We start from the raw sequence: 25,926 nt of genomic DNA, 5'->3' as shown, positions 1-25,926 counted from the left end.
TGCGGCACGGTAGGGCCGTGCCCGCAGCCACGACCGCGCCCGACCACGCCGCACCCGCCCGCGCCACGGGCCACGTCCCCGCCGCCGCGCTCGCGCACCTGCTCGCGCCGCCGGGACCGGAGGTCGGCCTGCTCGTCGTCCCGCAGGACGTCGGCGGACCGGCGGCCTTCCAGGATCTCGTCCGCGCGGGCGCCCTGCGTCGGCTGTGGGGCGACGTCGCCGCTCCGGCGAGCGTCCCCGTCACCCCCACGCTGCGCGCGCTCGCCGTCCGCGACGAGGTCCCGCGCGGCACGGTGCTCGCGGGCGCGGCCGCCGCGTGGGTGCTGTGCGGCTCCGCGCCGCCCCGGGTGCTCGACGTCGTCCACCCGCCCGGGCGTCATCGCCCGCCGCCGCGGCAGGGCCGGGCCGCGCGGCAGGCGCACGTGCTGCGCGACGAGACGAGCCTCGTCGCGGGCGTCCTCGTCACGTCGGTGCTGCGGACCGCGCTCGACGTCGCCACCCGGTGCGAGCCGGTGCAGGCGCTGAGCACCCTGCGCCGGCTGGAGGCGGTGTGCGGGCTCGATGCCCGTGCGGCGGCGCGGTCGCTCGAGCTGCGCCACCGGTGGGCCGGCCGGCCGCAGGCGCGACGCACCCTCGCGCTCCTGCTCGCCGGGACCGACGACCCGGTCTAGGTTGGTCGGCATGGCCGCAGCCACGACTCCCCCCGTGGAGCTCGACGTCCGAGGAAGGACCGTGCGCGTCACGAGCCCGGACCGCGTCGTCTTCCCCGCGCGCGGGCTCACCAAGCTCGACGTCGTGCAGTACTTCCTCGACGTGGGCGACGGCATCCTCGGCGCCCTGGTCGACCGCCCGACGACGCTCGAGCGCTGGCCCAAGGGCGTGTTCGAGGGCGCACGTATGAGCACGCGCACGGACAACACCGGCGACGCGTTCTACCAGAAGCGCATCCCGAAGGGCGCCCCGGAGTGGGTGCAGACCGCGCGCATCGCGTTCCCGAGCGGGCGCACGGCCGACGAGGTGCGCCCCACGGAGCTCGCCGTCGTCGCCTGGGCGGCCAACCTCGGCACCCTGACGTTCCACCCGTGGCCCGTGCGCGGCGGCGACGTCGAGGCGGTGGACCAGCTCCGCATCGACCTCGACCCGCAGCCGGGCACCGACTTCGACGACGCGGTGCGCGTCGCACCGCACCTGCGCGAGATCCTCGACGAGCTCGGCCTCCCCGGCTACCCCAAGACGTCGGGCGGCCGCGGCATCCACGTGTTCGTCCCGGTCGCGCCCGAGTGGGACTTCGTCGCCGCGCGCCGCGCGACGATCGCGATCGGTCGTGAGCTCGAACGCCGCCTGCCGGACCAGGTCACCACGAAGTGGTGGAAGGAGGAGCGCGGCGCCAAGATCTTCGTCGACTACAACCAGATGGCGCGCGACCGCACGATCGCGTCGGCCTACTCCATCCGTTCCAACCAGCGCGCGACGGTGTCCGCTCCCCTGCGCTGGGAGGAGCTCGGCGACGTCCACCCGGACGACTTCGACGTGCTGTCGATGCCCGCGCGCTTCGCCGCGGTCGGCGACCTCTTCGCACCCCTGCGCGCCGACCGGGAGGACCCGGGCGCGTCGCTCGAGCCCGCCCTGGAGCTGTCCCGGCGCGACGAGGCCGAGCACGGGCTCGGGGACCTCCCCTACCCGCCCGAGTACCCGAAGATGCCCGGCGAGCCCAAGCGCGTCCAGCCGAGCAAGGACCGGGACCGCGCCCGGGACTGACATGGCGCCCGGGACTGACATGGCGCCCGGGACTGACATGGCGCCCGGGACTGACGTGGCGTGCCCCCGGGGCGCTCGCCGCGTCAGCCGACGCCCGGCGCCCCGGGCAGGATGCCCGTGAGGTCGTAGCGCACCGGCTCCTCGAGCTGCTCATAGGTGCACGACCCCGGGTCCCGGTCGTCGCGCCAGCGCCGGAACTGCGCGGTGTGCCGGAACCGAGAGCCCTCCATGTGGTCGTAGGCGACCTCGAGCACGCGCTCCGGGCGCAGCGGCGTGAACGACAGGTCCTTGCCCGAGCTCCAGCGCGACACCGCACCCGGCATCCGCTCGCCGGCGGGGTTCTCCCACCCGGACCACGGGTGCGCGTCCGCGTCCGGCGTGCCCGGCTCGACGACGAGCGGCGCGAGCTCCTCGACCAGCGCGGCGCGCCGCGCCGTCGGGAACGACGCGGCGACGCCGACGAACTGGAGCTGGCCCGCGTCGTCGTACAGGCCGAGCAGGAGCGAGCCGAGCAGCGGCTTCGCGGGGGTCGACGTCTTGTGCAGGCGGTACCCCGCGAGCACGACGTCCGCCTCGCGGCCGTGCTTGATCTTGAGCATCGCGCGCTTGTTCGGCTGGTACGTGCCGTCGAGCGGCTTGGCGACGACGCCGTCCAGGCCCGCCCCCTCGAACGTGTCGAACCACTCCCGCGCCACGGCGACGTCGCGTGTGCGGGGCGTGGCGTGCACGGCCGGGCCGTCGAGGCCCAGGGAGTCGAGCACCTCCTGCCGCCGCGCGAGCGGCGCGCGCGTGAGGTCCTCGTCCCCGAGCGCGAGCACGTCGAACACGACGAGGGCCGCGGGGGTCTGCTCCGCGAGCAGACGCACACGCGACGCCGCGGGGTGGATGCGCTGCTGGAGCACCTCGAACTCGAGACGACCGTCCCGCGCGACGACGATCTCGCCGTCGACCACGCACCGGGGCGGCAGAGCCGCCCGCACCGCTTCGACGACCTCGGGGAAGTAGCGGTCCATCGGGCGCGCGTTCCTGCTGTCGAGCCGCACCTCGTCGCCGTCGCGGTACACGATCGCGCGGAAGCCGTCCCACTTTGGCTCGTACACGTACCCGCCGTCGACGGCGTCGGGCTCGGGCACGGCGGGCACGGACTTCGCGAGCATGGGCAGCACGGGAGGCATGACGGGCAGGTCCATGTGCCGATGCTGCCACCGGGTCTGCCGCCCTGCGCGGCGTGGTGGCCTCGGTCAGCGTGCGACCCGCGGGCTCAGGCGGGGAGCTGCGCCGTCTCGGCGGCCTTCGTCCCCGTGATGCGGTAGACGTCGAACACGCCGTCGACCTTGCGGACGGCGCTGAGGACCTGCGCGAGGTGCGCGGGCTCCGCCATCTCGAAGACGAAGCGCGACATCGCCACGCGGTCGTTCGAGGTCGAGACGGTCGCCGAGAGGATGTTCACGTGGTTGTCCGACAGGACGCGCGTCACGTCGGAGAGCAGGCGCGCACGGTCGAGCGCCTCGACCTGGATCTGCACGAGGAACATCGCGTTGCTGCCCGTGGTCCACGAGACGTCGACGATCCGCTCGGGCTGGTTGCGCAGCCCGACGACGTTCGCGCAGTCCGCGCGGTGCACGCTCACGCCCTGCCCGCGCGTGACGAAGCCGATGATCTCGTCGCCCGGGACCGGGGTGCAGCACTTCGCGAGCTTCACCCAGATGTCGTCGACGCCCTTGACCATGACGCCTGGGTCGCCCGTGCGCACGCGGCGCGCGGTGTTCCCGGGGCGCGCGGTCTCGGCGACGTCCTCGACCGTGCCCTCCTCGCCCCCCATCGCCTGGACGAGCTTGGAGACGACGTTCGCCGCCGACACCTGGCCCTCGCCGATCGCCGCGTACAGGGCGGTGACGTCCGCGAAGCGGAGCTCGTTGGCGAGCGCGACGAGCGACTCGTGCGACAGCAGGCGCTGGATCGGCAGGTTCTGCTTGCGCATCGCCTTGGCGATCGCGTCCTTGCCGTGCTCGACGGCCTCCTCGCGGCGCTCCTTGGAGAACCACTGCCGGATCTTGTTGCGCGCCCGGGGGCTCTTGACGAACGCGAGCCAGTCACGGCTCGGACCCGCGTTCTCGGACTTCGAGGTGAGGACGTCGACCGAGTCGCCGTTCTCGAGCGTCGAGTCGAGCGGGACGAGCCGCCCGTTGACGCGCGCGCCCATGGTCCGGTGCCCGACCTCGGTGTGCACCGCGTAGGCGAAGTCGACCGGCGTCGAGCCCGCCGGCAGCGCCATCACGTCGCCCTTGGGGGTGAAGACGTAGACCTCCGCGCCGCCGATCTCGAAGCGCAGCGAGTCGAGGAACTCGGCCGGGTCGGCCGTCTCACGCTGCCAGTCCACGAGCTGGCGCAGCCACCGCATGTCGTTGGCCGCGGCGTCGTCCTTCGCCGTCTTGCCGCCCGACTTCGCGGTCTCCTTGTACTTCCAGTGCGCCGCGACGCCGTACTCCGCGCGCCGGTGCATCTCGTGCGTGCGGATCTGGATCTCGACCGGCTTGCCGCCCGGCCCGATGACCGTCGTGTGCAACGACTGGTACATGTTGAACTTCGGCATCGCGATGTAGTCCTTGAACCGCCCCGGCACGGGGTTCCACCGCGCGTGCAGCGCGCCGAGCGCCGCGTAGCAGTCCCGGACGCTGTCCACCAGGACGCGCGCGCCGACGAGGTCGTAGATCTCCGCGAAGTCGTGGCCGCGCACGATCATCTTCTGGTAGATCGAGTAGTAGTGCTTCGGCCGGCCGGTGACGGTGGCCTTGATCTTCGCGCTCCGCAGGTCGGCCGTGACCTGCTCGCGCACGACGGCCAGGTACTCCTCGCGCGCCGGCGCGCGCTCGGCGACGAGGTGGACGATCTCGTCGTACACCTTGGGGTACAGGGCCTGGAACGACAGGTCCTCGAGCTCCCACTTGATCGTGTTCATGCCGAGGCGGTGGGCGAGCGGGGCGTAGATCTCGAGGGTCTCGCGCGCCTTGCGCCCCGCCGACGACGACGACACGTACTTCCAGGTGCGCGCGTTGTGCAGGCGGTCGGCGAGCTTGATGACGAGCACGCGGATGTCGCGCGCCATGGCGACGACCATCTTGCGCACCGTCTCGGCCTGCGCCGCGTCGCCGTACGTGACCTTGTCGAGCTTGGTCACGCCGTCGACGAGCATGGCGATCTCCTCGCCGTACTCCTCGGTGAGCTGCGCGAGCGAGTAGTCGGTGTCCTCGACCGTGTCGTGCAGCAGCGCGGCGGCGAGCGTCGACCCGTCGAACCCGAGCTCGGCGAGGATCGTCGCGACCGCGACGGGGTGCGTGATGTACGGGTCGCCGCTCTTGCGCAGCTGGCCGCGATGGGCGCGCTCGGCGGTCTCGTACGCGCGCTCGATGACGCTCAGGTCCGTGCGCGGGTGGTTGGTACGGACGGCCTGGAGCACCGGCTCGAGCGCCGGGCTGCCCGCGTTGGGGCGCGCGCCGAAGCGGACCAGGCGCGAGCGCACACCGCGCCCGCCCGAGCCGCCGGTGCCGGAGGTCGGGGCGCCCGCGCGCTCAGGAGCGCGCGACGTCCGGGTGTTCTCGCTCATGCGCGCCTCCTTCCGCAGGGCGGCCGCCACCGGCACGATGCCGGCGACCAGCCGAGACGACCGGAGTGGCAATCCTACGACTCGACGTGGACCAGCGTGGCCACCTCGCGGCCCGCGAGCCGCTCGCGGCCTCCCAGGCCCTCGAGCTCGAGGAGGAACGCCAGGCCCACCACGACGCCTCCCCCGCGCTCGACGAGCTCGGCGCCCGCGGCCGCCGTGCCCCCGGTCGCGAGCACGTCGTCCACCACGAGAACACGCGCACCCGGGGGCAGTGTTCCCGACCGGAGCTCGATGGTCGCGGTGCCGTACTCGAGGTCGTAGGTGACGGTGTCCGTCGGCGGCGGGAGCTTGCCCGCCTTGCGCAGCGGCACGAACCCGACGCCGAGGTGCGTCGCGAGCGGCGCCCCGATGAGGAACCCCCGCGCCTCCATGCCCGCGACGAGGTCGACCCCGCCCGCGGCGCGCGCGACGTCGCCGAGCGCCTCGACGACGTGGCCGAAGGCGTCGCCGTCGGCCAGCAAGCCGGTGATGTCCCGGAAGACGATCCCCGGTCCCGGGTAGTCCGGGACGGCACGGACGAGCTCGAGCACGCGCGAGGCGCGCTCCGGGCCGAGCCCGGCGAGGTGGACGGCGCGCAGGCCGCCCGCCTCGCCGGCCGGCACGTGACCGGGTGCCGTCATCGGGGACGACGGCGGCGCGGCTGCGCCTTGTTGCCCTGGTGCGCGCCCGGCTGGAGCTGGCGGTGCCCTGCCCCGACGCCGGCCGCCGCGAGCGCGGCGTCCTCCTCGTCGCCCGCGACCTCGGCCCGCTCCGCGCGCAGCGCGAGGACCTTGGCCGTGTGCTCCTGGATGGGCTTCTCCCGCTCGCGCAGCGCGACCTCGAGCGGCGTCGCGAGGTACACCGACGAGTAGGCGCCGACGGCCATGCCGACGAAGAGCGCGAGCGCGATGTCGCGCAGCGTGCCCGCGCCCAGCAGGAACGCCCCGATGAAGAGGATGCCTGCGACGGGGAGCAGCGCGACGACGGACGTGTTGATCGAGCGCACGAGCGTCTGGTTGATCGCGAGGTTGGCCCGCTCGGCGTAGGTGCTGCGCGTCTGGTCGAGCACGCCCGCGGTGTTCTCGCGGACCTTGTCGAAGACCACGACGGTGTCGTAGATCGAGTACGCGAGGATCGTCAGGAGGCCGATCACCGTCGCCGGCGTGATCTCCCAGCCGATCGCCGCGTAGATGCCCACGGTGACGATGAGGTCGTGGAACAGGGCGATGACCGCGGCGAGCGCCATGCGCCAGTTCCGGAAGTAGATCGTCATGACCAGGCTCACGAGGAGCAGGAAGACGACGAGGCCGACGATCGCCTTCTGGGAGACGTCCTTGCCCCAGGTGGGACCGATGTACGAGCTCGTGACCTCCCCCTCGGACACGTCGTACGCGTTCGCGAGCTCGACGGCGACCTGCTCGACCTGCGCGTTGCTCAGCTCCGCCGTCTGCACCCGCACGGTGCTGGAGCCCACCGAGGTGACGCGCGGCACCTCCTCGGGGGCGACCGCCGCGACGGCGTCGAGCGCCGGCTGCTGCGAGGTGTCCGAGACGCCCGAGACGGTGAACTCCGACCCGCCGCGGAACTCGATGCCGAGGTTGAGCCCGTCACCGGCGATCCGGACCCCGATGATGCCGAGGGACAGGACGACCAGGACGAGCGCCACCACGAAGTAGGCGCGCCGCTTGGCGACGATGGCGTAGGACCGGCGGCCCGTGTACAGGTCGTTGCCCCACTGGGCGAAACCGCTGGCCATCAGTGCTTCTCCTCGTTCTCGTCGCCCGCCGCGTCAGCGGCCGGGGACCCCTCGTCGCCGTCCGCGGAGGCGGCGGCCCGCCGCTCGGCGGCACGGCGCTCGGCGATGGTCATGCGCGGGCCGTCGGACCGGCCGACGCCGGCACCGACCGTCTCCCGGACGGGCGCCGTGCGCTCGCGCGCCGGGGCGTCCTGCACCGGCGCGTCCTCGACGACGTCACCGCCGTCCGCGGGTGCCGTCGAGGTCGCCCCGACGACGCGGCCGCGACCGGCGTACCGCGTGCCGCGCACCCCGAGGCGCCGCGGGTCGAGGCCCGACGCCGGGTGGCCGTTCGCGAAGAACTTGGTCCGGGCGAGGAGCTGCATGAGCGGGTGCGTGAAGAGGAACACCACGATCAGGTCGACCAGGGTGGTCAGGCCCAGCGTGAACGCGAAGCCGCGCACGCCGCCGACCGCCAGGTAGTACAGGACCACCGCGGCGACGAAGTTCACCGCGTCCGAGGCGAGGATCGTGCGGCGGGCACGCTGCCAGCCCTTCTCCACCGCGGAGTTCAGCGTCCGGCCGTCGCGCAGCTCGTCGCGGATGCGCTCGAAGTACACGATGAACGAGTCCGCGGTGATACCGATCGCGACGATGAGCCCCGCGACGCCGGCGAGCGACAGGCGGTACCCGATGGTCCACGAGAGCACCGAGATCACGCCGAACGTCACGACGGCCGCGATGCCGAGCGACGCGACGGTGACCAGGCCGAGCACGCGGTACTGGAAGAGCGAGTAGATGACGACCAGCAGCAGGCCGATCGCGCCCGCGAGCAGACCCTTCTCGAGCTGCTCGGAGCCGAGCGTCGCGGAGATCTGCTCCTGGCTCTGCACCTCGAACGTCAGGGGCAGCGAGCCGAAGTTGAGCTGGTTCGCGAGCGTCGCCGCGCTGTCGCGCGTGAAGCTGCCCGAGATCTCGGCCTTGCCGTCCGGGATCGGGGTCTGCGACACGGGCGCGGAGATCACGAGGCCGTCGAGGACCATCGCGAACTGGTTCTGCGGCGACGGGAGCGACGTGAGACGCGTCGTGACGTCACGGAAGGCCTTGGTGCCCTCGGAGTCGAACTCGATGTTGACGACCCACTCGTTGGTGACGACGCCGTTCTGCCCGACGCGCAGGCCGGAGCTCGCGTTCGAGATGTCGGTGCCCTCGATCTCGACCGGGCCGAGGATGTACTTGGCCGTGCCGTCGTCGGCGCACGAGACGAACGCGCTGTCGGTCGGGCCGCTGTCGCCGCCCACGAGGTTCTCGGGGAGCGTGCAGTCGAGCGCGTCGAACTGCGCCTGCAGCTCCGGCGTGATCTGCGCGAGGTCGCTCGGGTTCTCCGGGCGGGTCGTCTCCGGCGCCGGGTCCGTCGTCGCGTCGTCCGCCGGGGCGTCCGTCGCTGCGTCGGCCGCCGGGTCCGTGCCGTCCTCGGCCGCGGGGTCCGTCGCGCCGTCGGTGGCGGCGTCCGCGGACTCCGTCGCGTCCGGGGCGTCCTCGGCCGCGGCGTCGTCGCCCGCGGCCGGGTCGGTGGACTCGTCGGCGGGCGTCGCCGTCGGCATGCCCACGGAGAGCACGGGGCGGAAGCGCATCTGGGCCGAGGTGCTGACGAGGTCGATGGTCTCCTGGGACGGCTGCCCCGGGATGCCGACGACGATGTTGTTGCGGCCCTGGCTCGTGATCTCGGCCTCGGAGACACCCTGCGCGTCGATGCGCTGGCGGATGACGTTGATCGCCTGGTTGATGTCCTCGGCCGTCGGCTGCGAGCCGTCGGTGGTGACGGGCTCCAGGATGATCTGCGTGCCACCCTCGAGATCGAGCGCGAGGCCCGGGGTGAGGCTCGCCCCGCCCGGGTTGTCCTCGGTCTTCGGGTCGAGCTTCGTGCCCGCGAAGAGGGACCCGAAGAGGACGACGATGAGGATTCCCAGGGTGACGAGGGTCCGTACGGGCCTCGCTCGTGTGCTGCTGGTGGCCAACTGTCCGTCTCTTCTCGTGCGTGTGCGGTGGGCCTCGCGGCCCACCGCGTCAGGCCGGTCGCGGCAGCGACCGGCATAGGGTCACTTGATGTCGGTGCCGTCGTCCCGGCGTCCGCGGTCCTTCTCCGACCGGTCGTCGGTCAGACCGGAGAGGTCGTCGGGCACGACGAGGTCGTCGACGTCGCCCTTCGTGGTGGTCCCGGCGTCGGCGCCGGCGGTGCCGTACTCGGCCGCGTCCTCGGACGCGTCGTCCGCCGTCGTCTCCTCGGTCTCCTCGACCGGGGGCTCGACGAGCTTGGCGATCGCGGCGCGCAGCCACCGGGACTGGTTGCCCGGCGTCGACTCGATGGTGATGACGTCGGCCTCGTCGTCGACGTCGACGACCGTGCCGAACATGCCGGAGCCCGTCATCACCTCCTGCCCGGGGGCGAGGGTCGCCCGGAAGTTCTGGGCCTCGCGCTGCTGCTTGCGGGTGCGGCTGGTCATGAGGAACATCGCACCCGCCGCGAGGGCGAGGATGAGGATGAAGCTGATATCCATGACGGAGTCTCGTGTCCTGTTCTGTGCGGGATCTGCGCGCAGTCTAGGCGTGCGCGCACGGTTCACCAACGAGCCGTCTCGCCGCGGAGTTCCGCCCGCCCGGGTCCCGACCATTCTAGGACCACCCGCGGAGCGCCTGTGACCGCCGTCACGGAGCATCCTCGCACGCTCGTGACCTCCGGCGTCGCCTCAGGCGTCGAAGAGCGTGCCGCCCTCCCGCGGCGGAGTGAGCCCGAGGTGCGCCCAGGCAGCCGGGGTCGCGACGCGGCCTCGCGGCGTCCGCCCGATCAAGCCCTCGCGCACGAGGTACGGCTCGGCGACCGTCTCGACGGTCTCCGCCTCCTCGCCCACCGTCACCGCGAGCGTCGTCAGGCCCACGGGACCGCCGTTGAAGCGCGTGCACAGCGCGGTGAGCACCGCGCGGTCGAGCCGGTCGAGGCCGATCGGGTCCACCTCGTAGACCTCGAGGGCCGCGCGCGCGGCCGCGAGGTCCATGGTCCCGTCGCCGCGCACCTGCGCCCAGTCGCGCACGCGCCGCAGGAGGCGGTTCGCGATGCGCGGCGTGCCGCGCGAACGCCCGGCGATCTCGCGGGCGGCCTGGGGGTCGAGCGCGACGCCCAGCAGGCCGGCCGAGCGCGTCAGCACGCGCTCGAGCTCGTCGCCCGAGTAGAAGTCCAGGTGCCCGGTGAAGCCGAACCGGTCGCGCAGCGGCGCGGGCAGGAGCCCCGCGCGCGTCGTCGCGCCGACCGCCGTGAAGGGCGGCAGCGAGAGCGGGATGGCGCTCGCCCCGGCCCCCTTGCCCACGACGACGTCGACGCGGAAGTCCTCCATCGCCATGTAGAGGAGCTCCTCGGCCGGTCGCGCGAGCCGGTGGATCTCGTCGATGAACAGGACCTCGCCCTCCTCGAGCGAGGACAGCACCGCCGCGAGGTCGCCGGCATGCTGGATCGCGGGCCCGGACGTCACGCGCAGCGACGTGCCGAGCTCCGCGGCGATGATCATGGCGAGCGTCGTCTTGCCGAGCCCGGGCGGCCCCGACAGGAGCACGTGGTCGGGCGCGCTCCCCCGCGCGAGCGCGGCCTGGAGCACGAGCGACAGCTGGTCGCGCACGACGGCCTGGCCGACGAACTCCTCCAGCCGTCGTGGCCGGAGCGCGGCCTCGGCCGCGCGCTCGAGGTCGTCCGCACCCGCCGCGACGATGCGCTCGGACGAGAACGTGCCGTCCCCGCCGAGGTCGTCGAGTCCCACCTGGTCGAAGGTCGCCACCGTCAGCTCCTCGGCCCGCCGAGCACCCGCAGCGCGGCACGCAGCGCGCCCGCCACGTCGGGTGCCTCGACGACGTCGACGCCTGCCTCGGCGAGCACGGTGGACACCGCGTCGTCGGCGGCCTTGAGGTTCCAGCCGAGCCCGACGAGCGCCTCGACCACCTGGTCGCGCCGGTCCTCCGGACGCGGCGCCGACGCCGAGGCGGTCGATCCCGCCTCGGGAGCGTCGGCGCCCGTGGGCGGGCCGAGCTTGTCGCCGAGCTCGAGCGCGATCCGCTGCGCGCCCTTGTTGCCGATGCCCGGGACGCGCACGAGCGCGGCGATGTCGGCGCCCGCGACCGCACGACGCAGGCCGTCGGGCGTGTGCACGGCGAGCATCGCGAGCGCGAGGCGCGGACCGACGCCGCTCACGGTCTGGACGGTCTCGAAGACGGCGCGCTCGTCGTCGTCGGCGAAGCCGTAGAGCGTGAACGAGTCCTCGCGCACGACGAGGCTCGTCGCGAGGCGCGCCGTCTCCCCGACGCGCAGGCCGGCGAGCGTGGCGGGCGTGGCGTGGACGAGGTAGCCCACTCCTCCGACCTCGAGCACGGCGCGGTCGAGCTGGACGCTCGCCACGACACCGCTCAGGGACGCGATCACGCAGGCTCCTCTCCCGGCCGGCAGCCCCGGCCTGGTCCGATGGTCCGCCGGCCCCGAGGACCGCCGTCGGGCCGCGCACCGAGAGGCGCGTCGAACACCCGTACGACCGCGGTCACTCTAGCAAGGGCCGCCCACCCGCCGACCGACCGACACGGACCGCCGGCACCCCCACCGGCACGACCGGCGGCAGCGTCGCCGCTAGCGCGGCGCGCGCCGTCCCTTCGCCGCGTGCTCGGCGGCCGCCCAGGCGCGCTGGGCGGCCGTGAGCTCGTGCCGCTCGCCGCCCTGCAGGGCGCCCGCGGGGCGCCACAGGTGGCAGATCGCGAGCGCGAGCGCGTCGGCCGCGTCCGCGGGCTTCGGCGGCTCCGCGAGGCCGAGGATCCCCGCGACCATGCGCTGGACCTGCTCCTTGCCGGCGCGTCCGCTCCCCGTGACCGCGGCCTTGACCTCCGACGGCGTGTGCAGCGCGACGGGGACGCCCCGCTTCGCGGCCCCGACCATCGCGATGCCCGCGGCCTGCGCGGTCCCCATGACCGTCCCGACGTTGTGCTGCGCGAACACGCGCTCGACCGCCACGACGTCGGGCACGTGCTCGTCGAACCACGCGTCGAGCCGCTCCGCGATCCGCAGCAGCCGCAGGTCCACGCTCAGCTCCGGGTCCGTCCGGATCACCCCGACCGCGACGAGCTCGGCCCGCCGCCCCCGCGCGGAGTCCACCACCCCGACACCGCACCGGGTCAGCCCAGGATCCACTCCGAGAACGCGCACCCCAGTACCCTCCCACGACCCGACCACGGAACCCGTCCGCCTCGCGGGCCGCCGACCACGGCGAGCCGACACCGGCGGGGCGGGTGAGGTGCGCGCGGTCGTGGCGGGCCTGGCGGGAGCGGCGCGAGGGACGAGCACCGCGGATGGTAGACCGCGCGCGCCTCACCCGCCCCGCCACCCCAGGGGGACCACGTCGTCGGTCTCGGTGACCGAGCCGACGGGATCAGTCGTCGTTCTCGAGCTCCGCCATGACCTCGTCCGACGCGTCGAAGTTGGCGTAGACGTTCTGCACGTCGTCGCTGTCCTCGAGCGCGTCGATGAGGCGCAGGATCTTGCGCGCGCCCTCGGCGTCGACCTCGACCTCCATCGACGGGTGCCAGATCGAGTCGGCGGAGTCGTACTCGATCCCCGCCTCCTGGATCGCGCTGCGCACGGCGACGAGGTCGCTCGCCTCGGACAGCACCTCGATGACGTCGCCGGAGTCGGTGACCTCCTCGGCCCCCGCCTCGAGCGCGGCGAGCATGACGTCGTCCTCGGTCACGCCCTCCGCCTTCGGCACGACGACGAGGCCCTTGCGCGCGAAGAGGTAGGACACGGAGCCCGGGTCGGCGAGGTTGCCGCCGTTGCGGCTGAACGCGAGGCGGACCTCGGAGGCCGCGCGGTTCTTGTTGTCGGTGAGGCACTCGACCAGGACGGCGATGCCGTTGGGGCCGTAGCCCTCGTACATGATCGTCTGGTAGTCGACGGCGTCGGCGCCGGTGCCCGAGCCGCGCTTGACGGCGCGGTCGATGTTGTCGTTGGGGACCGACGACTTCTTCGCCTTCTGGATGGCGTCGAACAGCGTCGGGTTGCCCGCGGGGTCACCGCCGCCCGTGCGCGCCGCGACCTCGATGTTCTTGATGAGCTTCGCGAAGAGCTTGCCGCGCTTGGCGTCGATGGCCGCCTTCTTGTGCTTGGTCGTGGCCCACTTGGAGTGCCCTGACATGCGTTCCTACCCCTTCGCGATTCTGACGAACAGCTCGTGCACGCGCGCGTCCCCGGAGATCTCCGGGTGGAACGAGGTGGCGAGCAGCGATCCCTGCTGGACTGCGACGATCCTACCGGCGGCAGCCGCCGGGATGCCGGGTGCGCCGTGCTCGGGGATCCGTGCGAGCACCTCGACCCCGGGCCCGGCCTCCTCGACCCAGGGCGCCCGGATGAACACGGCGTGCACCGCGTCCTCGTCCTGGCCCGGTCTCGGTGCGCCGTCGCGCCCGTCGTCCGCCGGCGCCAGACCCGCGAACGCGAGGTCGGTCTCGAACGAGTCGACCTGCCGGCCGAACGCGTTGCGCCGGACCGTCACGTCGAGCCCGCCGATGGTGCGCTGGTCGGCGGTGCCGCCCAGGATGCGGTCGGCGAGCAGGATCATGCCGGCGCACGAGCCGTAGACGGGCAGGCCCTCGGCGATGCGCGCGCGCAGCGGCTCGTCGAGCTCGAAGATGCGCAGGAGCTTGTCGATGGTCGTCGACTCGCCGCCAGGGAGCACGAGCCCGTCGACCGCGGCGAGCTCCTCGGGGCGGCGGACGCCGACCGTGCGGGCGCCCGCGGCCTCGAGCGCGGCGCGGTGCTCGCGCACGTCGCCCTGGAGGGCGAGGACACCGATCGTGATCGTCACGAAGGGGAATGATACGTCGGCGGCTCCGCCGCTTGTCCCGCGGTGGGCCTCCGGCCGCGCCCACGGTTGCTAGCCTCGCCGTCGTGACGTACCCGCCCGCCCCCGGCCAGCCCTACCCCGCGCCCGGTCCGGCGCCGTACCCCGGGGCGGCGCCGCGGCCCCCGCGCAGCACGCGCGGCGCCACGACGATGATCGTGGTCGGCGCCGTCGTGCTCGTGCTCGCGCTCGTGGCGGGGGTCCTCGGCGTCACGACGTTCGTCCGGGCGCTGCCGACCGGCGTGATCGACGGCGCGGGTCGGCCCGGGTCGGCGGCGCTCGCGTCGGGCGACGTGCCGGGCGAGGCGGAGCTCGAGGTCACGGGCGGCCAGCCGTACAGCATCTGGGCGGTGGGGAGCGCGGGGTCCTCGGACGGCGCGGGCCTCGACGTCGAGGACGTGACCGTGACCTGCGCCGACGGCGACCTCACGGTGAGCGCCCCGTCGGTGTCCGGCAGCTCCGGCCTGGGCTCCTCCCAGGCGACGACGGTGGCCGAGGTCACGCCGCCCGCGTCCGGGACGTGCACGGTGGCCGTCGCGCAGGGCGCAGCGCCCGCGGGCACGACGTTCGTCGTCACCGAGGGCTGGCGCTTCGGCACGTTCTTCGCGACGCTCGGCGGCACGATCGTGCTGTGGTTCGTCGCGATCGGCGGCGGGCTGCTGGGCGCGGGACTGCTCGTCGGCGGGATCGTGTGGCGGGTGATCGCCCGCCGGGCGTAGCGCCGGTCAGTCCGCGCGCGCCGTGCCGAGGTGCCGCGTCACGCCGTCCCACCCGCGCAGCAGCGGTGCGACGAGGTCGGGCAGCCCTTCGGGGAAGACCTCGATCTGGACGCCGCGCAGGTCGTCGAGCGCCCACCAGCGCATCTCGTCGACGACGTCGAGCTCGACGTCGGTCCACCCGTCGCGGCTCAGCCCGCCGTCGCGGTCCGCCCCCGTGACGCGCGCGAGGAACAGCACCTCGTCCTGGCGGCAGTGCTGCCGGTAGAAGTCGAAGATCGCGCTGCGCGTGTACACCGGGCCGACGAGCGCGCCCGGGTCCAGACGCAGGCCCGTCTCCTCGCGGACCTCGCGCAGCGCGGCGTCGACGTCGCTCTCGCCCGGGTCCACTCCCCCGCCGATCGTGAACCACCACGAGCGCTCGGGCTGGTCGACGTCGTGCCCGCGTGCGAGGAGGATCCGGTCGGCGTCGTCGAGGAGCAGCACGCGCGCGCCGCGGCGGAAGTACAGGCCGTCGTCCCCGAGCACCCAGTCGGGGCCCAGGGACGACGGCGCTCCGGCGGCCTCGGCCACGACGGCTCAGCCGTCCGTCGTCGGCACGACGACGGACGGCTGCGACGCGCGGCGGTCGGTCACCAGCCGCGCTCGGCCAGACGGTGCGGGACGGGGATGTCGTCGACGTTGATGCCGACCATCGCCTCGCCGAGACCGCGCGAGACCTTGGCGACCACGTCGGGGTCGTCGTAGAACGTCGTCGCCTTGACGATGGCGGCCGCGCGCTGGGCGGGGTTGCCGGACTTGAAGATGCCCGATCCCACGAACACGCCCTCGGCGCCGAGCTGCATCATCATCGCGGCGTCGGCCGGGGTCGCGATCCCGCCGGCGGTGAACATGACGACCGGGAGCTTGCCGGTCGCGGCGACCTCCTTGACGAGCTCGTACGGCGCCTGGAGCTCCTTCGCGGCGACGAACAGCTCGTCCTCGGGGAGCGACGTGAGGCGGCGGATCTCCCCGCGGATGGTGCGCATGTGCGTGGTCGCGTTGGAGACGTCGCCCGTGCCGGCCTCGCCCTTGGAGCGGATCATCGCGGCGCCCTCGGTGATGCGGCGCAGCGCCTCGCCGAGGTTGGTCGCCCCGCACACGAACGGGACGGTGAACTGCCACTTGTCGATGTGGTTGGAGTAGTCCGCCGGCGTGAGGACCTCGGACTCGTCGACGTAGTCCACGCCGAGCGACTGGAGCACCTGCGCCTCGACGAAGTGGCCGATGCGCGCCTTGGCCATCACGGGGATGGAGACGGCCTCGATGATCCCGTCGATCATGTCCGGGTCGGACATGCGCGAGACTCCGCCCTGCGCGCGGATGTCAGCGGGAACGCGCTCGAGCGCCATGACCGCCACGGCCCCGGCGTCCTCGGCGATCTTCGCCTGCTCGGGCGTGACGACGTCCATGATGACGCCGCCCTTGAGCATCTCCGCCATCCCCCGCTTGACCCTCGCGGTGCCGACCGCGCCGGCACCCTCCGCGGTCGCGGCGCCCGGGGCGCTCTCGGCAGGGACGTTCTGGTCGGCCACGTTGGTCACCGGTACCTCACACCTTCAGGTCAGGGGAACGTCGCGCGATCGCGCGCGGACGCCGTCGAACAGGCTCGACGGCACATGCTCCCACGCGCTCCCCATCCTAACGTCGGGCCGTCCACGGCCCCGGTCCCCGGACCGGCCGGGAGCGGCCGCCGAGCCCGGTACGACCCGCGAGAGCCGACGCTCAGTCGGGCGTGGCCGCGGTGGCGACAGGGCGCACGAGCGCGTCGGGCGCCGCATCGTCGAGCTCGACCGTGACGGGCATCGGCGCGTGGCCCGCGAGGTGGAACAGACGCACCCACCACTTGCTGCGCACGCGCAGCGCCTGGGCGACGGCCTCGTTGTGGAAGCGGCGCGCGAGCTGGGCGCGGTACCACGCGGCGGACAGCGTGGCGAGCAGCTCGTCGCCGGCGGGGACCGACCGCACCTCGGCGAGGTCGTCGGCGTCCTCCAGCGCGGAGCGCAGCGTCGCGGTGAGGTCGCTCTCCGCGAGGGCGCGCGACTCCGCCATGCCGCCCAGCAGGCGCCGGGGCCGCGGGCCGTCCGCCGGCACGAGGCCGGGCACCTGCTCGCGGAGCCGGCGCGCGTCGGCGTCGTCGTCGAGGACGGCGTGCGCCGCCTCGGCGACGAGGACGGAGCTCGCGGGGTCGAGCTCGCCGGACGCCGCGAGGTCCACGGCGGCCGACGCGCGGCGCACGAGCTGGGCGTCCAGCGCGAGCCTCGACGCCATGACCTTGCGGTGGAGGCGGTCGAGCCGCGACGCGGCGACCCACAGCAGCCACGCGGCCAGGGCCGCGACGACGAGGACGAGGACGGCGGTCTCGGACCAGGTCACGGGCGACCCACCTCCTCCTCGCGGGCGCGGCCCAGCAACCGCCCGCCGCGGCGCGAGCGCGGGTCCTCGTGCACGGGGATGACCGCCTCGGACGCCGCGAGCACCATGTCGTACACCGCGGAGACCTGGTCGGTCACCGCGGACCAGTCGAACCGCCGCACGAACTCGGCCGCACGCGCCCGGTGCGCGGCACGGGCGTCGGGGTCCGCGAGGACGTCGACCACCGCCCGGGCCAGCGCCTCGGGGTCGCCGACGGGGAACAGCACGCCCGCGGCGCCGTCGTCGAGCACGCGGCGGAACGCGCCGAGGTCGCTCGCGACGACGCACGCCCCGGCGCTCATCGCCTCCACGAGGACGATCCCGAAGCTCTCGCCCCCGGTCTGCGGGGCGATGTAGAGGTCCACCGACGCGAGCAGGCTCGCCTTGTCCTCGTCGCTCACACCACCGAGGAACTCGACGGAGGACGCGTGCGCGCCGAGCGCCTCGATCGCGGCGTCCCGACCGTCGTCGCCGCGCCCGGCGACGAGGAACCGCGCGCCGGGGAGCTGCTCGAGGATCCGCGGGATCGCTGCCGTCAGGACGGGCAGGCCCTTGCGCGGCTCGTCGAGGCGCCCGAGGAACGCGATCGTCGGCGCCTCGGGCGTGCCCTGCCAGGCCGGGCTCGGCACGGCGTCGGCGAACGTGTCGACGTACACGCCGTTGGGGATGACGACGGCGTCCCCGCCCAGGTGGTCCACCAGCGTGCGCCGCGCGTCCTCCGAGACGGCGATGCGCGCGTCGATCTTCTCCAGGCTCTGCCGCACGAGCGGGTAGGCGACCTGGAGCGCGCGCGAGCGCACGAGCGACGTGTGGAACGTCGCGACGATCGGGCCCTGCGCGATCCAGAGCGCGAGCATGCTCAGCGAGGGCGTCACGGGCTCGTGCAGGTGCAGCACGTCGAACCGTCCGGCGTCGAGCCACCGGCGCACGCGGCCCGCCGTGCGCGGGCCGAACGTGAGCCGCGCGACCGAGCCGTTGTAGCGCACCGGCACCGCACCGCCGGCGGAGGTGAGGTAGTCCGGGACGGGCGTGTCGTCGTCGGCCGGGGCGAGCACGGAGACCTCGTGGCCCCGCGCCATGAGCGCCTCGGCGAGGTCGCGGACGTGGAACTGCACGCCGCCGGGGGCGTCGAACGAGTAGGGGCACACGATGCCCACGCGCAGGCTCATGCGGCACGCTCCGCGCCCGGGGCCGGCTCGCCCGCCGCGGCGCGCGTGCGCGCGTAGCGCTCGGGGTCGAGGTCGTCGACGAACACCTTCTGGAGCATGTGCCAGTCCTGCGGGTGCTCGCGGATCGCGACGCTCAGCGCGTCGACCCAGGACTGCGTCGCCGCGGCCACTCGCTGGGCGCGCGGGACGTCCGTCGCGATCTCGACGCGCGGGAAGAAGCGGATGACCAGGCCCCAGGGCGAGCCCGCGGCCCGGCGCCGCTCCCCGCGCAGCCGCTCGTAGTGGATGCCGGCCGGCACGAGCGGCGCGCCCGTGCTCACGGCGAGCGCCGCGGGCCCGGCCGCGACCCGCGCCCGCTCGCCGAAGAGGTCGACCTCGACGCCGCGGTGGGTGAGGTCGCGGTCGGCGAGCAACGGGATGATCTTCCCCGGCCGGCTCGCGCCGCGCACCAGGTCGCGGAAGACGTCGCCGTCGCCGAGCGCGAGGATCTCGAGCCCGAGCCCGGTGCGGAACGCGAGAAACTCCTCGAACAGCTCGTCGGGCTTCAGCCGCTCCGCGACCGTGAGCACGGGCGCGATGTGCGGGGTCGCGTACGCGCCCGCGAGGTCCCAGTTGCCCTGGTGGGACAGCGCGAGCACCGGGCTCCGGTCGCCGTCGAGGTGCTCAGCCAGGTTCTCGTACCCGACGAGCCGCACGCGCGCCTCGACCTGCTCCGGCGTCCAGGCGGGGAGCGTGAAGGCCTCCCGGTAGTACCGCATGTACGACCGCATGCCCGCGCGCGAGAGCCGGCGCAGGGCGCGCGGCGAGAGCCCGGGCCGGACGCGCGCGAGGTTGCGCTCGAGCTGGCGCACTCCCCCGCCGTGCAGGAGCCACGTCACGTCGGCGATCGCGTCGAACAGCCCGCGCAGCAGCGGGTCGGGCACCTTGCGCGCGTTGCGCCAGGCGAACGTGAACGCCTTGCCGGCGTCGAGGGCCATCAGCGACCGTCCTCCGTGTCGTCGGTCCGGGAGGCGCTCGCGGAGAGGGCGAGCGCCTGGCGGCGCACCGTCGCGACGCGCTGCACGACCGTCACCGCGCTCGCGAGCGCGAGCAGGCCGAGCACCACGACGAGCACGACGGGTGGCAGGCCGAGGCCGACGAGCCCGGCGGCGACGAGGGCCGCGACGAGGCGGTCGGCACGCTCGGCGATCCCGACCTGCGCGGTCATGCCGACGCTCTCGGCGCGGGCCCGCGCGTACGGCACGACGGCGCCGAGCGCGAGGCACGCGAGCGCGACGACGGTCCCCCACGCGGCAAGGTCGGGCGTGAGGCGCGGGTCGTCGGCGCGGACGAACCACAGCGTGAGCCCGACGAACACGGCGGCGTCGGCGAGCCGGTCGAGCGTCGAGTCGAGGAACGCGCCCCAGGGGCCCGACCGGCCGGCGCGGCGCGCCATGACGCCGTCGAGCACGTCGGCGAAGGCGCAGACCATGACGACCATGACCCCGGCGAAGAGGTGGCCCGTGGGGAAGAGCCACAGCGCGCCGACGACGACGCCGAGCGTCCCGGTGACGGTCACCGCGTCCGGGCTCACCCCGACGCGCAGGAGGAACGCGGCGAGCGGCGTGAACAGGCGCGTGGTGAGCGCGCGCAGACGACCGAACATCAGGCGTCGTCCCCCTCGCCGGTGGTCGGCCACGCGTCCGCGAGCCGCGCCCGCGTGTCGGAGAGCAGCTCCGGCACGGCCTTCGTCTGCGCGACGATCGGCAGGAAGTTCGCGTCCCCCGCCCAGCGCGGCACGACGTGCTGGTGCAGGTGCGCGGCGATGCCCGCGCCCGCGACCGCGCCCTGGTTCATGCCGAGGTTGAAGCCGTCGGGCGCGGACACCGCGCGCACGACCCGCATGGCCGTCTGCGTGAGGTGCGCGACCTCGACCGTCTCGGCCTCCGTGAGGTCCGTGTAGTCGGAGACGTGCCGGTACGGCACGACCATGAGGTGGCCCGGGTTGTACGGGTAGAGGTTGAGCACGACGTACGCCGTCCGGCCGCGCGCGACGATCAGCCCGTCCTCGTCCGTGCGGTCCGGCACGCGGCAGAACGGGCACTCGCCGCGCGAGTCGTCAGCGGGCTTGTCCTGCCCGCCGATGTACACCATGCGGTGCGGCGTCCAGAGCCGGTCCAGGCCGTCGTCGAACCGTGGGTGCGCGTCCGACGTCTCGACCGTCGCACCGGTCGCGGGGTCGGGTGCGGCGCCCGGCGCGGCCTCGTCGGCCGCGCCGGGTGCCCCCGTGCGCTCGTCGCTCACGCGCCGTCAGACCTGGACGCGGTCGCGCACGGCGGAGACGATCCGCTCGACGGCCTCGGCGACGGGCACGCCGTTGTCCTGGCGGCCGTCCCGGTAACGGAACGACACGGCGCCCGCCTCGGCATCCTCGCCGCCCGCGATGAGGACGAAGGGCACCTTGCGCGTGCTCGCGTTGCGGATCTTCTTGCCGAACCGGTCGTCCGAGTAGTCGACCTCCGCGCGGATCCCCTGCGCCCTGAGCTGCGCGACGACGTCGGCCACGTAGTCGTTGAACGGCTCCGCGACGGGGACCGCCATGACCTGGACGGGCGCGAGCCACGCGGGGAACGCGCCGGCGTAGTGCTCGACGAGGATGCCGAAGAACCGCTCGATCGAGCCGAACAGCGCGCGGTGGATCATCACGGGACGCTGGCGCGTGCCGTCGGACGCCGTGTACTCGAGCTCGAACAGCTCCGGCTCGAAGAAGTCGAGCTGGATCGTCGAGAGCTGCCACGTGCGGCCGATCGCGTCCTTCGCCTGGACCGAGATCTTGGGGCCGTAGAACGCCGCGCCGCCCGGGTCGGCGACGAGCTCGAGGCCCGACTCCGTCGCGACCTGGCGCAGGACCTCGGTCGCCTCCTCCCACGTGGCGTCGTCGCCCACCGACTTCTCGGGGTCGCGCGTCGACAGCTCGAGGTAGAAGTCGTCGAGCCCGTAGTCGCGCAGGAGGTCCAGCACGAAGGAGAGCAGCGAGCCCAGCTCGTCGCGCATCTGCTCGCGCGTGGTGTAGATGTGCGCGTCGTCCTGCGTGAAGCCGCGCGCCCGCGTGAGCCCGTGCACGACGCCCGACTTCTCGTAGCGGTACACCGTGCCGAACTCGAACAGCCGCAGCGGCAGCTCGCGGTACGACCGCCCGCGCGAGCGGTACACGAGGTTGTGCATCGGGCAGTTCATCGGCTTGAGGTAGTAGTCCTGGCCCGCCCGCTTGACGTTGCCGTCGTCGTCGAGCTCCTCGTCCAGGTGCATCGGCGGGTACATGCCGTCGGCGTACCAGTCGAGGTGGCGCGACGTCTGGAACAGGTTCGCCTTGGTGATGTGCGGCGTGCTGACGAACGAGTAGCCGGCCTCGACGTGCCGCTTGCGCGAGTACTCCTCCATCTCCATGCGGATCGTCGCGCCGTTGGGGTGGAACACGGGCAGGCCCGAGCCGATCTCCTCCGGGAAGGAGAACAGGTCGAGCTCGTTGCCGAGCCGACGGTGGTCGCGCCGCTCCGCCTCCGCGAGCCGCTCGAGGTACGCCTTGAGCTCGTCCTTCGTCGGCCACGCCGTGCCGTAGATGCGCTGGAGCTGCGGGTTCTTCTCGCTGCCGCGCCAGTAGGCCGCGGCCGAGCGCATGAGCTGGTAGCCGTTGCCGATCAGGCGCGTGCTCGGCAGGTGCGGGCCACGGCACAGGTCCTTCCAGACCACCGTCTCGCTCTCGCGCCCGGCGCCGCGCACGTTGTCGTAGATCGTCAGCTCGCCGCCGCCGACCTCGACGTTCGCGCCCTCGGTGTCGTCCGCGGTGCCGGAGCCCTTGAGCCCGATGAGCTCGAGCTTGTACGGCTCGTGCGCGAGCTCGGCGCGCGCCTCGTCCTCGGTGACCACGCGGCGGCGGAAGGTCTGGCCCTCCTTGATGATGCGCGACATCGCCTTGTCGAGCGCCTTGAGGTCCTCGGGGGTGAACGGCGTCTCGACGTCGAAGTCGTAGTAGAACCCGTCCGTGATCGGCGGGCCGATGCCCAGCTTCGCGTCCGGGTTGACCTGCTGGACGGCCTGTGCGAGCACGTGCGCGGCCGAGTGCCGCAGCACCGCGAGGCCGTCGGGCGAGTCGATCGTCACGCCCTCGACCACGTCGCCGTCCGCGACCGGCGTGTCGAGGTCCTTGAGCTCCCCGTTCACGCGGATCACGACGACGTCGCGACGCGACGCGAACAGGTCCGTGCCCGTCGTGCCCGTCGTCACCGTGGTCTCCTCCGCGTCGAGGGTGATGGTGAGTGGTGACGAGACGACGTCAGACACGTCCGTGCTCCGTTCTGTGGCAGGAGGCGCCCGCGGCGCCCGGTCAGGTCCTCCGGCGCCGGGGCGTCCCCGACAGCACGAAGGGCGCCGTCGTGGACGGCGCCCCTCGATCGTACCGACCCGCAGGTCAGTCGTTGGCCTTCTTCGCCTTCTCGGCGAGGGTGTCGACGTGCCGGTCGACGGAGTCCGGGGCGACCGACTTGATCTTTCCCGCGACCTCGTCGATGCGCTCGTCGGTCATGAACTCCTTGGCCTTGTCGATGCGCTCCTCGGTCATGAACTCCTTGGCCTTGCCGAGGAGGTCGCCGAGTCCGCCCCGGTCCTTCGGTGTCTGCTCGCTCATACCGGCTCCCTCGGGGTCGTGGTGCGCGCGTCCCGCGCCGGGCGGCGGCCGTCCCGCGCCCGCACGAAACGCTACCCGGCGCCACCACGTCGCGCGACGGGGCACGGGCAGGGGCCACGACCCGCGTGACCCGCCGACCCGGACCGGCGCACGCGCGGTCCGGGCCTGCCAGAATCGGCCCATGGACGACGACGTGGCACCCGGGGAGCGCACCGCGCGCGTCTTCCGGCACCGGCTCAACGAGCTCTTCGCGCGCGGCCGCGGCGGGCGTCCCGTGACCAACCGGGAGGCCGCCCACTGGATGACGGAGCGCGGCTACTCGATCAACGAGGCGTACCTCAGCGCCCTGCGCGGCGGGCACCGCTCGTCGCCCAGCCTGCGCGTCGTCGAGGGCATCGCCGCGTTCTTCGGGGTCAGCACCGGGAGCCTCGTCGACCCCGAGGAGAGCCCCGACGACCGCCTGCGCGCCGCGCTCGCCGACGAGGGCGTGGAGCAGTTCGCGCTGCGCGCCCAGGGGCTGTCGCCCGAGAACGTCCGCGCCATCATCGAGATCGTCGACCGCGTACGCAGCCTCGAGCACCTCCCTCCGGTGGCACCGCCCGGCACGCCGAACGAGCATCCTCCTGCACCGGGGGCCGACCGTGGATGACCTCCTGCGCGCCGCGGGCCTCGACCGCGCCCGCAGCATCGAGGAGGCGTGCCGCCTCGTCGCCGCGGCCCGCGGCAAGCCGCTCGAGGTCGTCGAGGGCGACCTCGGCCCCGGCGTCACCGGCCTCTGGCTCGCGTTCCCCGAGCGCGACCTCGTCCTCGTCGACGCCCGCCAGACGCTCCCCGGACCGCACCGCGACCACGTCGTCGCGCACGAGCTCGTGCACGTCCTCGACTCGATCCGCCCCGGCCCCGCTCGGGGCCCGGTCCCCGCCGGGTGCCGCGACGAGCACGACGACCCCGCCGAGCAGCGGGTCGAGCGCCTCGCGAGCGAGCTGATGATCTCCATCGCGTCGCACGGGAGCTCGGCCGCACGCCTCACGTCCCTCGAGCTCTACCGGTGAGCCCGGTGCTCGACCTCCTCGCCACGGCGCTGTTCGCCACCGCCGCGACGTGGACGGCGCTGCGTGCCCGCACGGGCACCGACGCGGCTCTCCCGCTCGGCCTCGCGTTCGTCGCCGTGGCGTCCGTGCTGCGGGTCCCGGCCGTGGCCGAGCTCCTCAAGACGCACGCCCCCGGCGGCACGCACGAGGTCGCCAAGCACGTCGCGCTCGTCGCCGGGTGCCTCTTCGTCGGCGTGTGGGCGTACAGCACGACGACCGGGCACGCGCCACGGACGCGGTACGTGGCCCTCACGGCCGGTCTCGTCGGCGGAGTGATGGTCGCGCTCGCGGCCGCGAGCGGACCGTGGACGACGCTCGACCTCGACGCCCAGGCCTCCGGCCGGCCGCTCATGTGGGTGTACCGCGCGCTGTACTACGGCGCGTTCGTGGCGGCGACCGCGACGTTCGCCGTGTCGTGCGTCCGCACGCGCTCGCGCCGCCCCGTGCGGCTGCGGTGGGGCATGGACGTCGCGGCGGCCGGGGCGGTCGTCGCCATGGTGTGGGCCGTCGTCAGCTTCGTGGCCGCGCTGCTGCACGAGCCCGGCAGCGCCGAGCCGTACCTCGTCCTCGGCGTGCGCACCCGGTATCTCGTGCTCGCGGCGAGCGTCCTGCTGACGGTCGGCATCGTGGGCCAGCTCGCGTCGTCGGCGGCGTTCGCCCGCGAGCGCCGGCGCGATCTCGGGCACCTGCACGCCTTCGTGCTGGCGACCGTGGGCGGCGGGGGCATCCCCGGGTCCAGCGCGGCGGTGGACGAGTACCACCGCACCATCGAGATCTTCGACGGCCTCGCCGCGCTCGCGCTGCACTCGCGTCGGGACGACGTCGACCACGTGCGCGTCGCCGTCCCCGGCAGCCCGCGCGAGGTGATCCTCGCCTACCAGCTCCAGCTCGCGGCGACGCGGCGGGCCCGGGGTGACGCCCCGAGCGTCGACCCGGACGACTGGTCCGACCTGCTCGCGGACGACGACGCGCTGCGTCGGCTGGGCCGCGCGCTGCGCGACCGGACGAGCACGGAAGGGACGGCCCGCGTCCTCGCGGGCGTCTGAGCCCGCCGGGCCCGACGCCAAGCTCCCCCTGCGCGCTTGCCCCCGCGCCGGGCCTCGGCGGGCGGGCTCAACCTACAGACAGACGCACGGGGGCGCAACGTGCCTCACAGTTGAAATCTCAACGGTTCAGCGCCGTCAACCGAGGAACACCTGCGCGCACACGACCTCCGCCGGCCCGGCGCCGGGGTCGACGGCGCACGCGATGCCGACCGAGGTCAGCGTCGGATCGAGCAGGTTCGCCCGGTGCCCGTGCGACGCCATCCACGCGTCCACCACCTCGGCGGGGTCCGCGGCCGTGCGGCTGAGGTTCTCCGCCGCGCTCCCCGCCGGCGGGTCGCACGCGGCGAGGACCTCGTCGAGCGGCGCGTGCTCCAGCGGCGCACCGACGAGCGCCGCGGCGCGCGAACGAGCCGCGGAGATCGCGCACGCGCTCTCGTCGAGCGGGGGCAGCCCCTCGTCCCGGCGTACCTCCTGCGTCCCTCGCAGCAGGCCCGCGGCATACTCGTCGAGGTCCGCCGCCCCCGACGCACCGGGCGACGGAGGCACGGCGCCGGGCGCGGCCTGGGCGGGCGCGTCCGTCGCCGGGTGGTCGGACGCCGGACCACCGCTCTCCCGGTGGTCGGCGTCGCCGTCCGGCGAGCACGCCGCCAGAGGTCCGAGCGTCACCACCAGGACGAGGAGGGCGGCCCCCCGCGCGGTGCGCAGCCACGGGCGCCGCCGGGGACGCCGCG

Annotated in this window: 27 protein-coding genes; 6 read left to right on the top strand and 21 right to left on the bottom strand. The window is 74.0% G+C overall.

The features are described 5' to 3' along the window. The first annotated feature begins 17 nt into the window (after positions 1-17). Positions 18-671, top strand: a complete 654-nt coding sequence (locus GWJ10_RS12715; RefSeq protein WP_163187828.1) for a hypothetical protein — start codon at positions 18-20, stop codon at positions 669-671. A gap of 10 nt (positions 672-681) precedes the next feature. Continuing rightward, on the top strand, positions 682-1,758 hold the full coding sequence (gene ligD, locus GWJ10_RS12710) for a non-homologous end-joining DNA ligase (RefSeq protein WP_163187826.1): 1,077 nt from the start codon (positions 682-684) through the stop codon (positions 1,756-1,758). Between the two features lie 83 nt (positions 1,759-1,841). On the opposite strand, the gene GWJ10_RS12705 is transcribed toward ligD, so the two are convergent. The 11 genes from GWJ10_RS12705 to pdxT form a co-directional block, all read right to left on the bottom strand. Next, a complete protein-coding gene (locus tag GWJ10_RS12705; RefSeq protein WP_114553430.1) occupies positions 1,842-2,948 on the bottom strand; it encodes an ATP-dependent DNA ligase in 1,107 nt (368 codons plus the stop codon). A gap of 71 nt (positions 2,949-3,019) precedes the next feature. Continuing rightward, positions 3,020-5,362 (bottom strand): bifunctional (p)ppGpp synthetase/guanosine-3',5'-bis(diphosphate) 3'-pyrophosphohydrolase, encoded by a 2,343-nt coding sequence (locus GWJ10_RS12700; protein WP_043651895.1) that lies wholly within the window; start codon positions 5,360-5,362, stop codon positions 3,020-3,022. A 74-nt stretch (positions 5,363-5,436) separates the two neighbouring features. Continuing rightward, positions 5,437-6,042, bottom strand: a complete 606-nt coding sequence (locus GWJ10_RS12695) for an adenine phosphoribosyltransferase (RefSeq protein ID WP_081895974.1) — start codon at positions 6,040-6,042, stop codon at positions 5,437-5,439. Beyond that, positions 6,039-7,157: a protein translocase subunit SecF gene (gene secF / locus GWJ10_RS12690; protein WP_034654760.1), complete on the bottom strand. Its 1,119-nt coding sequence runs from the start codon at positions 7,155-7,157 to the stop codon at positions 6,039-6,041. The genes GWJ10_RS12695 and secF overlap by 4 nt, the downstream gene beginning before the upstream one ends. Continuing rightward, positions 7,157-9,154 carry a protein translocase subunit SecD gene (gene secD, locus GWJ10_RS12685; protein WP_076404916.1) on the bottom strand — a complete coding sequence of 666 codons (1,998 nt, stop codon included), beginning with the start codon at positions 9,152-9,154 and terminating at the stop codon, positions 7,157-7,159. Before secD ends, secF begins: the two co-directional genes overlap by 1 nt. Before the next feature lie 81 nt (positions 9,155-9,235). Then, the gene (gene yajC / locus GWJ10_RS12680; protein ID WP_021483634.1) at positions 9,236-9,694 is read right to left on the bottom strand and encodes a preprotein translocase subunit YajC; all 459 of its coding nucleotides are present in this window, start codon (positions 9,692-9,694) and stop codon (positions 9,236-9,238) included. 189 nt (positions 9,695-9,883) lie between these two features. Next, positions 9,884-10,960, bottom strand: coding sequence for a Holliday junction branch migration DNA helicase RuvB (gene ruvB, locus GWJ10_RS12675; RefSeq protein ID WP_061267253.1), 1,077 nt, complete (start codon positions 10,958-10,960; stop codon positions 9,884-9,886). 2 nt (positions 10,961-10,962) lie between these two features. Further along, a complete protein-coding gene (gene ruvA, locus GWJ10_RS12670; RefSeq protein ID WP_043651863.1) occupies positions 10,963-11,598 on the bottom strand; it encodes a Holliday junction branch migration protein RuvA in 636 nt (211 codons plus the stop codon). Between the two features lie 198 nt (positions 11,599-11,796). Beyond that, on the bottom strand, positions 11,797-12,366 hold the full coding sequence (gene ruvC / locus GWJ10_RS12665) for a crossover junction endodeoxyribonuclease RuvC (protein ID WP_034654762.1): 570 nt from the start codon (positions 12,364-12,366) through the stop codon (positions 11,797-11,799). A gap of 223 nt (positions 12,367-12,589) precedes the next feature. After that, positions 12,590-13,351, bottom strand: a complete 762-nt coding sequence (locus GWJ10_RS12660; protein WP_034654766.1) for a YebC/PmpR family DNA-binding transcriptional regulator — start codon at positions 13,349-13,351, stop codon at positions 12,590-12,592. A gap of 6 nt (positions 13,352-13,357) precedes the next feature. Further along, positions 13,358-14,020 (bottom strand): pyridoxal 5'-phosphate synthase glutaminase subunit PdxT, encoded by a 663-nt coding sequence (gene pdxT / locus GWJ10_RS12655; protein ID WP_076404917.1) that lies wholly within the window; start codon positions 14,018-14,020, stop codon positions 13,358-13,360. A gap of 83 nt (positions 14,021-14,103) precedes the next feature. Between pdxT and GWJ10_RS12650 the strand changes: the two genes are divergently transcribed. Continuing rightward, entirely contained in the window at positions 14,104-14,775 is a 672-nt protein-coding gene (locus GWJ10_RS12650; protein WP_163187824.1) for a hypothetical protein, read from the top strand. A 6-nt stretch (positions 14,776-14,781) separates the two neighbouring features. Here the strand turns inward: GWJ10_RS12650 and GWJ10_RS12645 are convergent, their stop codons facing one another. The 9 genes from GWJ10_RS12645 to GWJ10_RS12605 all read right to left on the bottom strand — a co-directional run bounded on the left by GWJ10_RS12645 (position 14,782) and on the right by GWJ10_RS12605 (position 23,058). Then, on the bottom strand, positions 14,782-15,345 hold the full coding sequence (locus GWJ10_RS12645) for an NUDIX domain-containing protein (protein ID WP_144682658.1): 564 nt from the start codon (positions 15,343-15,345) through the stop codon (positions 14,782-14,784). Positions 15,346-15,404: 59 nt separating this feature from the next. Further along, positions 15,405-16,346: a pyridoxal 5'-phosphate synthase lyase subunit PdxS gene (gene pdxS / locus GWJ10_RS12640; RefSeq protein ID WP_163187948.1), complete on the bottom strand. Its 942-nt coding sequence runs from the start codon at positions 16,344-16,346 to the stop codon at positions 15,405-15,407. 190 nt (positions 16,347-16,536) lie between these two features. Further along, entirely contained in the window at positions 16,537-17,187 is a 651-nt protein-coding gene (locus GWJ10_RS12635) for a hypothetical protein (RefSeq protein WP_061267249.1), read from the bottom strand. Next, positions 17,184-18,389 carry a glycosyltransferase family 4 protein gene (locus tag GWJ10_RS12630; protein WP_167496845.1) on the bottom strand — a complete coding sequence of 402 codons (1,206 nt, stop codon included), beginning with the start codon at positions 18,387-18,389 and terminating at the stop codon, positions 17,184-17,186. The genes GWJ10_RS12635 and GWJ10_RS12630 overlap by 4 nt, the downstream gene beginning before the upstream one ends. Positions 18,390-18,391: 2 nt before the next feature. After that, positions 18,392-19,372, bottom strand: coding sequence for a phosphatidylinositol mannoside acyltransferase (locus GWJ10_RS12625; protein WP_061267247.1), 981 nt, complete (start codon positions 19,370-19,372; stop codon positions 18,392-18,394). Then, positions 19,372-20,040: a phosphatidylinositol phosphate synthase gene (pgsA, locus tag GWJ10_RS12620; protein WP_061267246.1), complete on the bottom strand. Its 669-nt coding sequence runs from the start codon at positions 20,038-20,040 to the stop codon at positions 19,372-19,374. Before pgsA ends, GWJ10_RS12625 begins: the two co-directional genes overlap by 1 nt. Beyond that, positions 20,040-20,555: an HIT domain-containing protein gene (locus tag GWJ10_RS12615; protein ID WP_061267320.1), complete on the bottom strand. Its 516-nt coding sequence runs from the start codon at positions 20,553-20,555 to the stop codon at positions 20,040-20,042. Before GWJ10_RS12615 ends, pgsA begins: the two co-directional genes overlap by 1 nt. A 129-nt stretch (positions 20,556-20,684) precedes the next feature. Further along, positions 20,685-22,685: a threonine--tRNA ligase gene (thrS, locus tag GWJ10_RS12610; RefSeq protein ID WP_163187946.1), complete on the bottom strand. Its 2,001-nt coding sequence runs from the start codon at positions 22,683-22,685 to the stop codon at positions 20,685-20,687. A gap of 157 nt (positions 22,686-22,842) precedes the next feature. After that, positions 22,843-23,058 carry a hypothetical protein gene (locus GWJ10_RS12605; protein ID WP_031316353.1) on the bottom strand — a complete coding sequence of 72 codons (216 nt, stop codon included), beginning with the start codon at positions 23,056-23,058 and terminating at the stop codon, positions 22,843-22,845. A 181-nt stretch (positions 23,059-23,239) separates the two neighbouring features. Here GWJ10_RS12605 and GWJ10_RS12600 point away from each other — a divergent pair, with 181 nt between their 5' ends. From GWJ10_RS12600 to GWJ10_RS12590, 3 genes are read left to right on the top strand one after another with little or no spacing between them, the layout of a single operon-like run. After that, entirely contained in the window at positions 23,240-23,707 is a 468-nt protein-coding gene (locus GWJ10_RS12600) for an XRE family transcriptional regulator (protein WP_163187822.1), read from the top strand. Next, positions 23,700-24,110 carry a hypothetical protein gene (locus GWJ10_RS12595; RefSeq protein WP_163187820.1) on the top strand — a complete coding sequence of 137 codons (411 nt, stop codon included), beginning with the start codon at positions 23,700-23,702 and terminating at the stop codon, positions 24,108-24,110. Before GWJ10_RS12600 ends, GWJ10_RS12595 begins: the two co-directional genes overlap by 8 nt. Further along, complete coding sequence (locus GWJ10_RS12590) at positions 24,107-25,195, top strand: hypothetical protein (protein ID WP_163187818.1); 1,089 nt, start codon at positions 24,107-24,109, stop codon at positions 25,193-25,195. Before GWJ10_RS12595 ends, GWJ10_RS12590 begins: the two co-directional genes overlap by 4 nt. Positions 25,196-25,330: 135 nt before the next feature. On the opposite strand, the gene GWJ10_RS12585 is transcribed toward GWJ10_RS12590, so the two are convergent. Beyond that, positions 25,331-25,861, bottom strand: a complete 531-nt coding sequence (locus GWJ10_RS12585; protein ID WP_163187816.1) for a CAP domain-containing protein — start codon at positions 25,859-25,861, stop codon at positions 25,331-25,333. Positions 25,862-25,926 lie beyond the last annotated feature (65 nt).

The organism is Cellulosimicrobium sp. SL-1, assembly GCF_011033075.1.
GTDB lineage: Bacteria > Actinomycetota > Actinomycetes > Actinomycetales > Cellulomonadaceae > Cellulosimicrobium > Cellulosimicrobium funkei.
The sequence above is the reverse complement of the archived record's forward strand: the minus strand, read 5'-3'. Positions and strand labels throughout refer to the sequence as shown.

Bases quoted from the DNA above. Each gene is read 5' to 3' on its own strand.
- GWJ10_RS12700 (WP_043651895.1), bottom strand. From the start codon at position 5,362: ATGAGCGAGAACACCCGGACGTCGCGCGCTCCTGAGCGCGCGGGCGCC.
- secF (WP_034654760.1), bottom strand. From the start codon at position 7,157: ATGGCCAGCGGTTTCGCCCAGTGGGGCAACGACCTGTACACGGGCCGC.
- GWJ10_RS12660 (WP_034654766.1), bottom strand. From the start codon at position 13,351: ATGTCAGGGCACTCCAAGTGGGCCACGACCAAGCACAAGAAGGCGGCC.
- GWJ10_RS12605 (WP_031316353.1), bottom strand. From the start codon at position 23,058: ATGAGCGAGCAGACACCGAAGGACCGGGGCGGACTCGGCGACCTCCTC.
- GWJ10_RS12705 (WP_114553430.1), bottom strand. From the start codon at position 2,948: ATGGACCTGCCCGTCATGCCTCCCGTGCTGCCCATGCTCGCGAAGTCC.
- pgsA (WP_061267246.1), bottom strand. From the start codon at position 20,040: ATGTTCGGTCGTCTGCGCGCGCTCACCACGCGCCTGTTCACGCCGCTC.
- GWJ10_RS12625 (WP_061267247.1), bottom strand. From the start codon at position 19,372: ATGGCCCTCGACGCCGGCAAGGCGTTCACGTTCGCCTGGCGCAACGCG.
- ligD (WP_163187826.1), top strand. From the start codon at position 682: ATGGCCGCAGCCACGACTCCCCCCGTGGAGCTCGACGTCCGAGGAAGG.
- GWJ10_RS12600 (WP_163187822.1), top strand. From the start codon at position 23,240: ATGGACGACGACGTGGCACCCGGGGAGCGCACCGCGCGCGTCTTCCGG.
- yajC (WP_021483634.1), bottom strand. From the start codon at position 9,694: ATGGATATCAGCTTCATCCTCATCCTCGCCCTCGCGGCGGGTGCGATG.
- GWJ10_RS12695 (WP_081895974.1), bottom strand. From the start codon at position 6,042: ATGACGGCACCCGGTCACGTGCCGGCCGGCGAGGCGGGCGGCCTGCGC.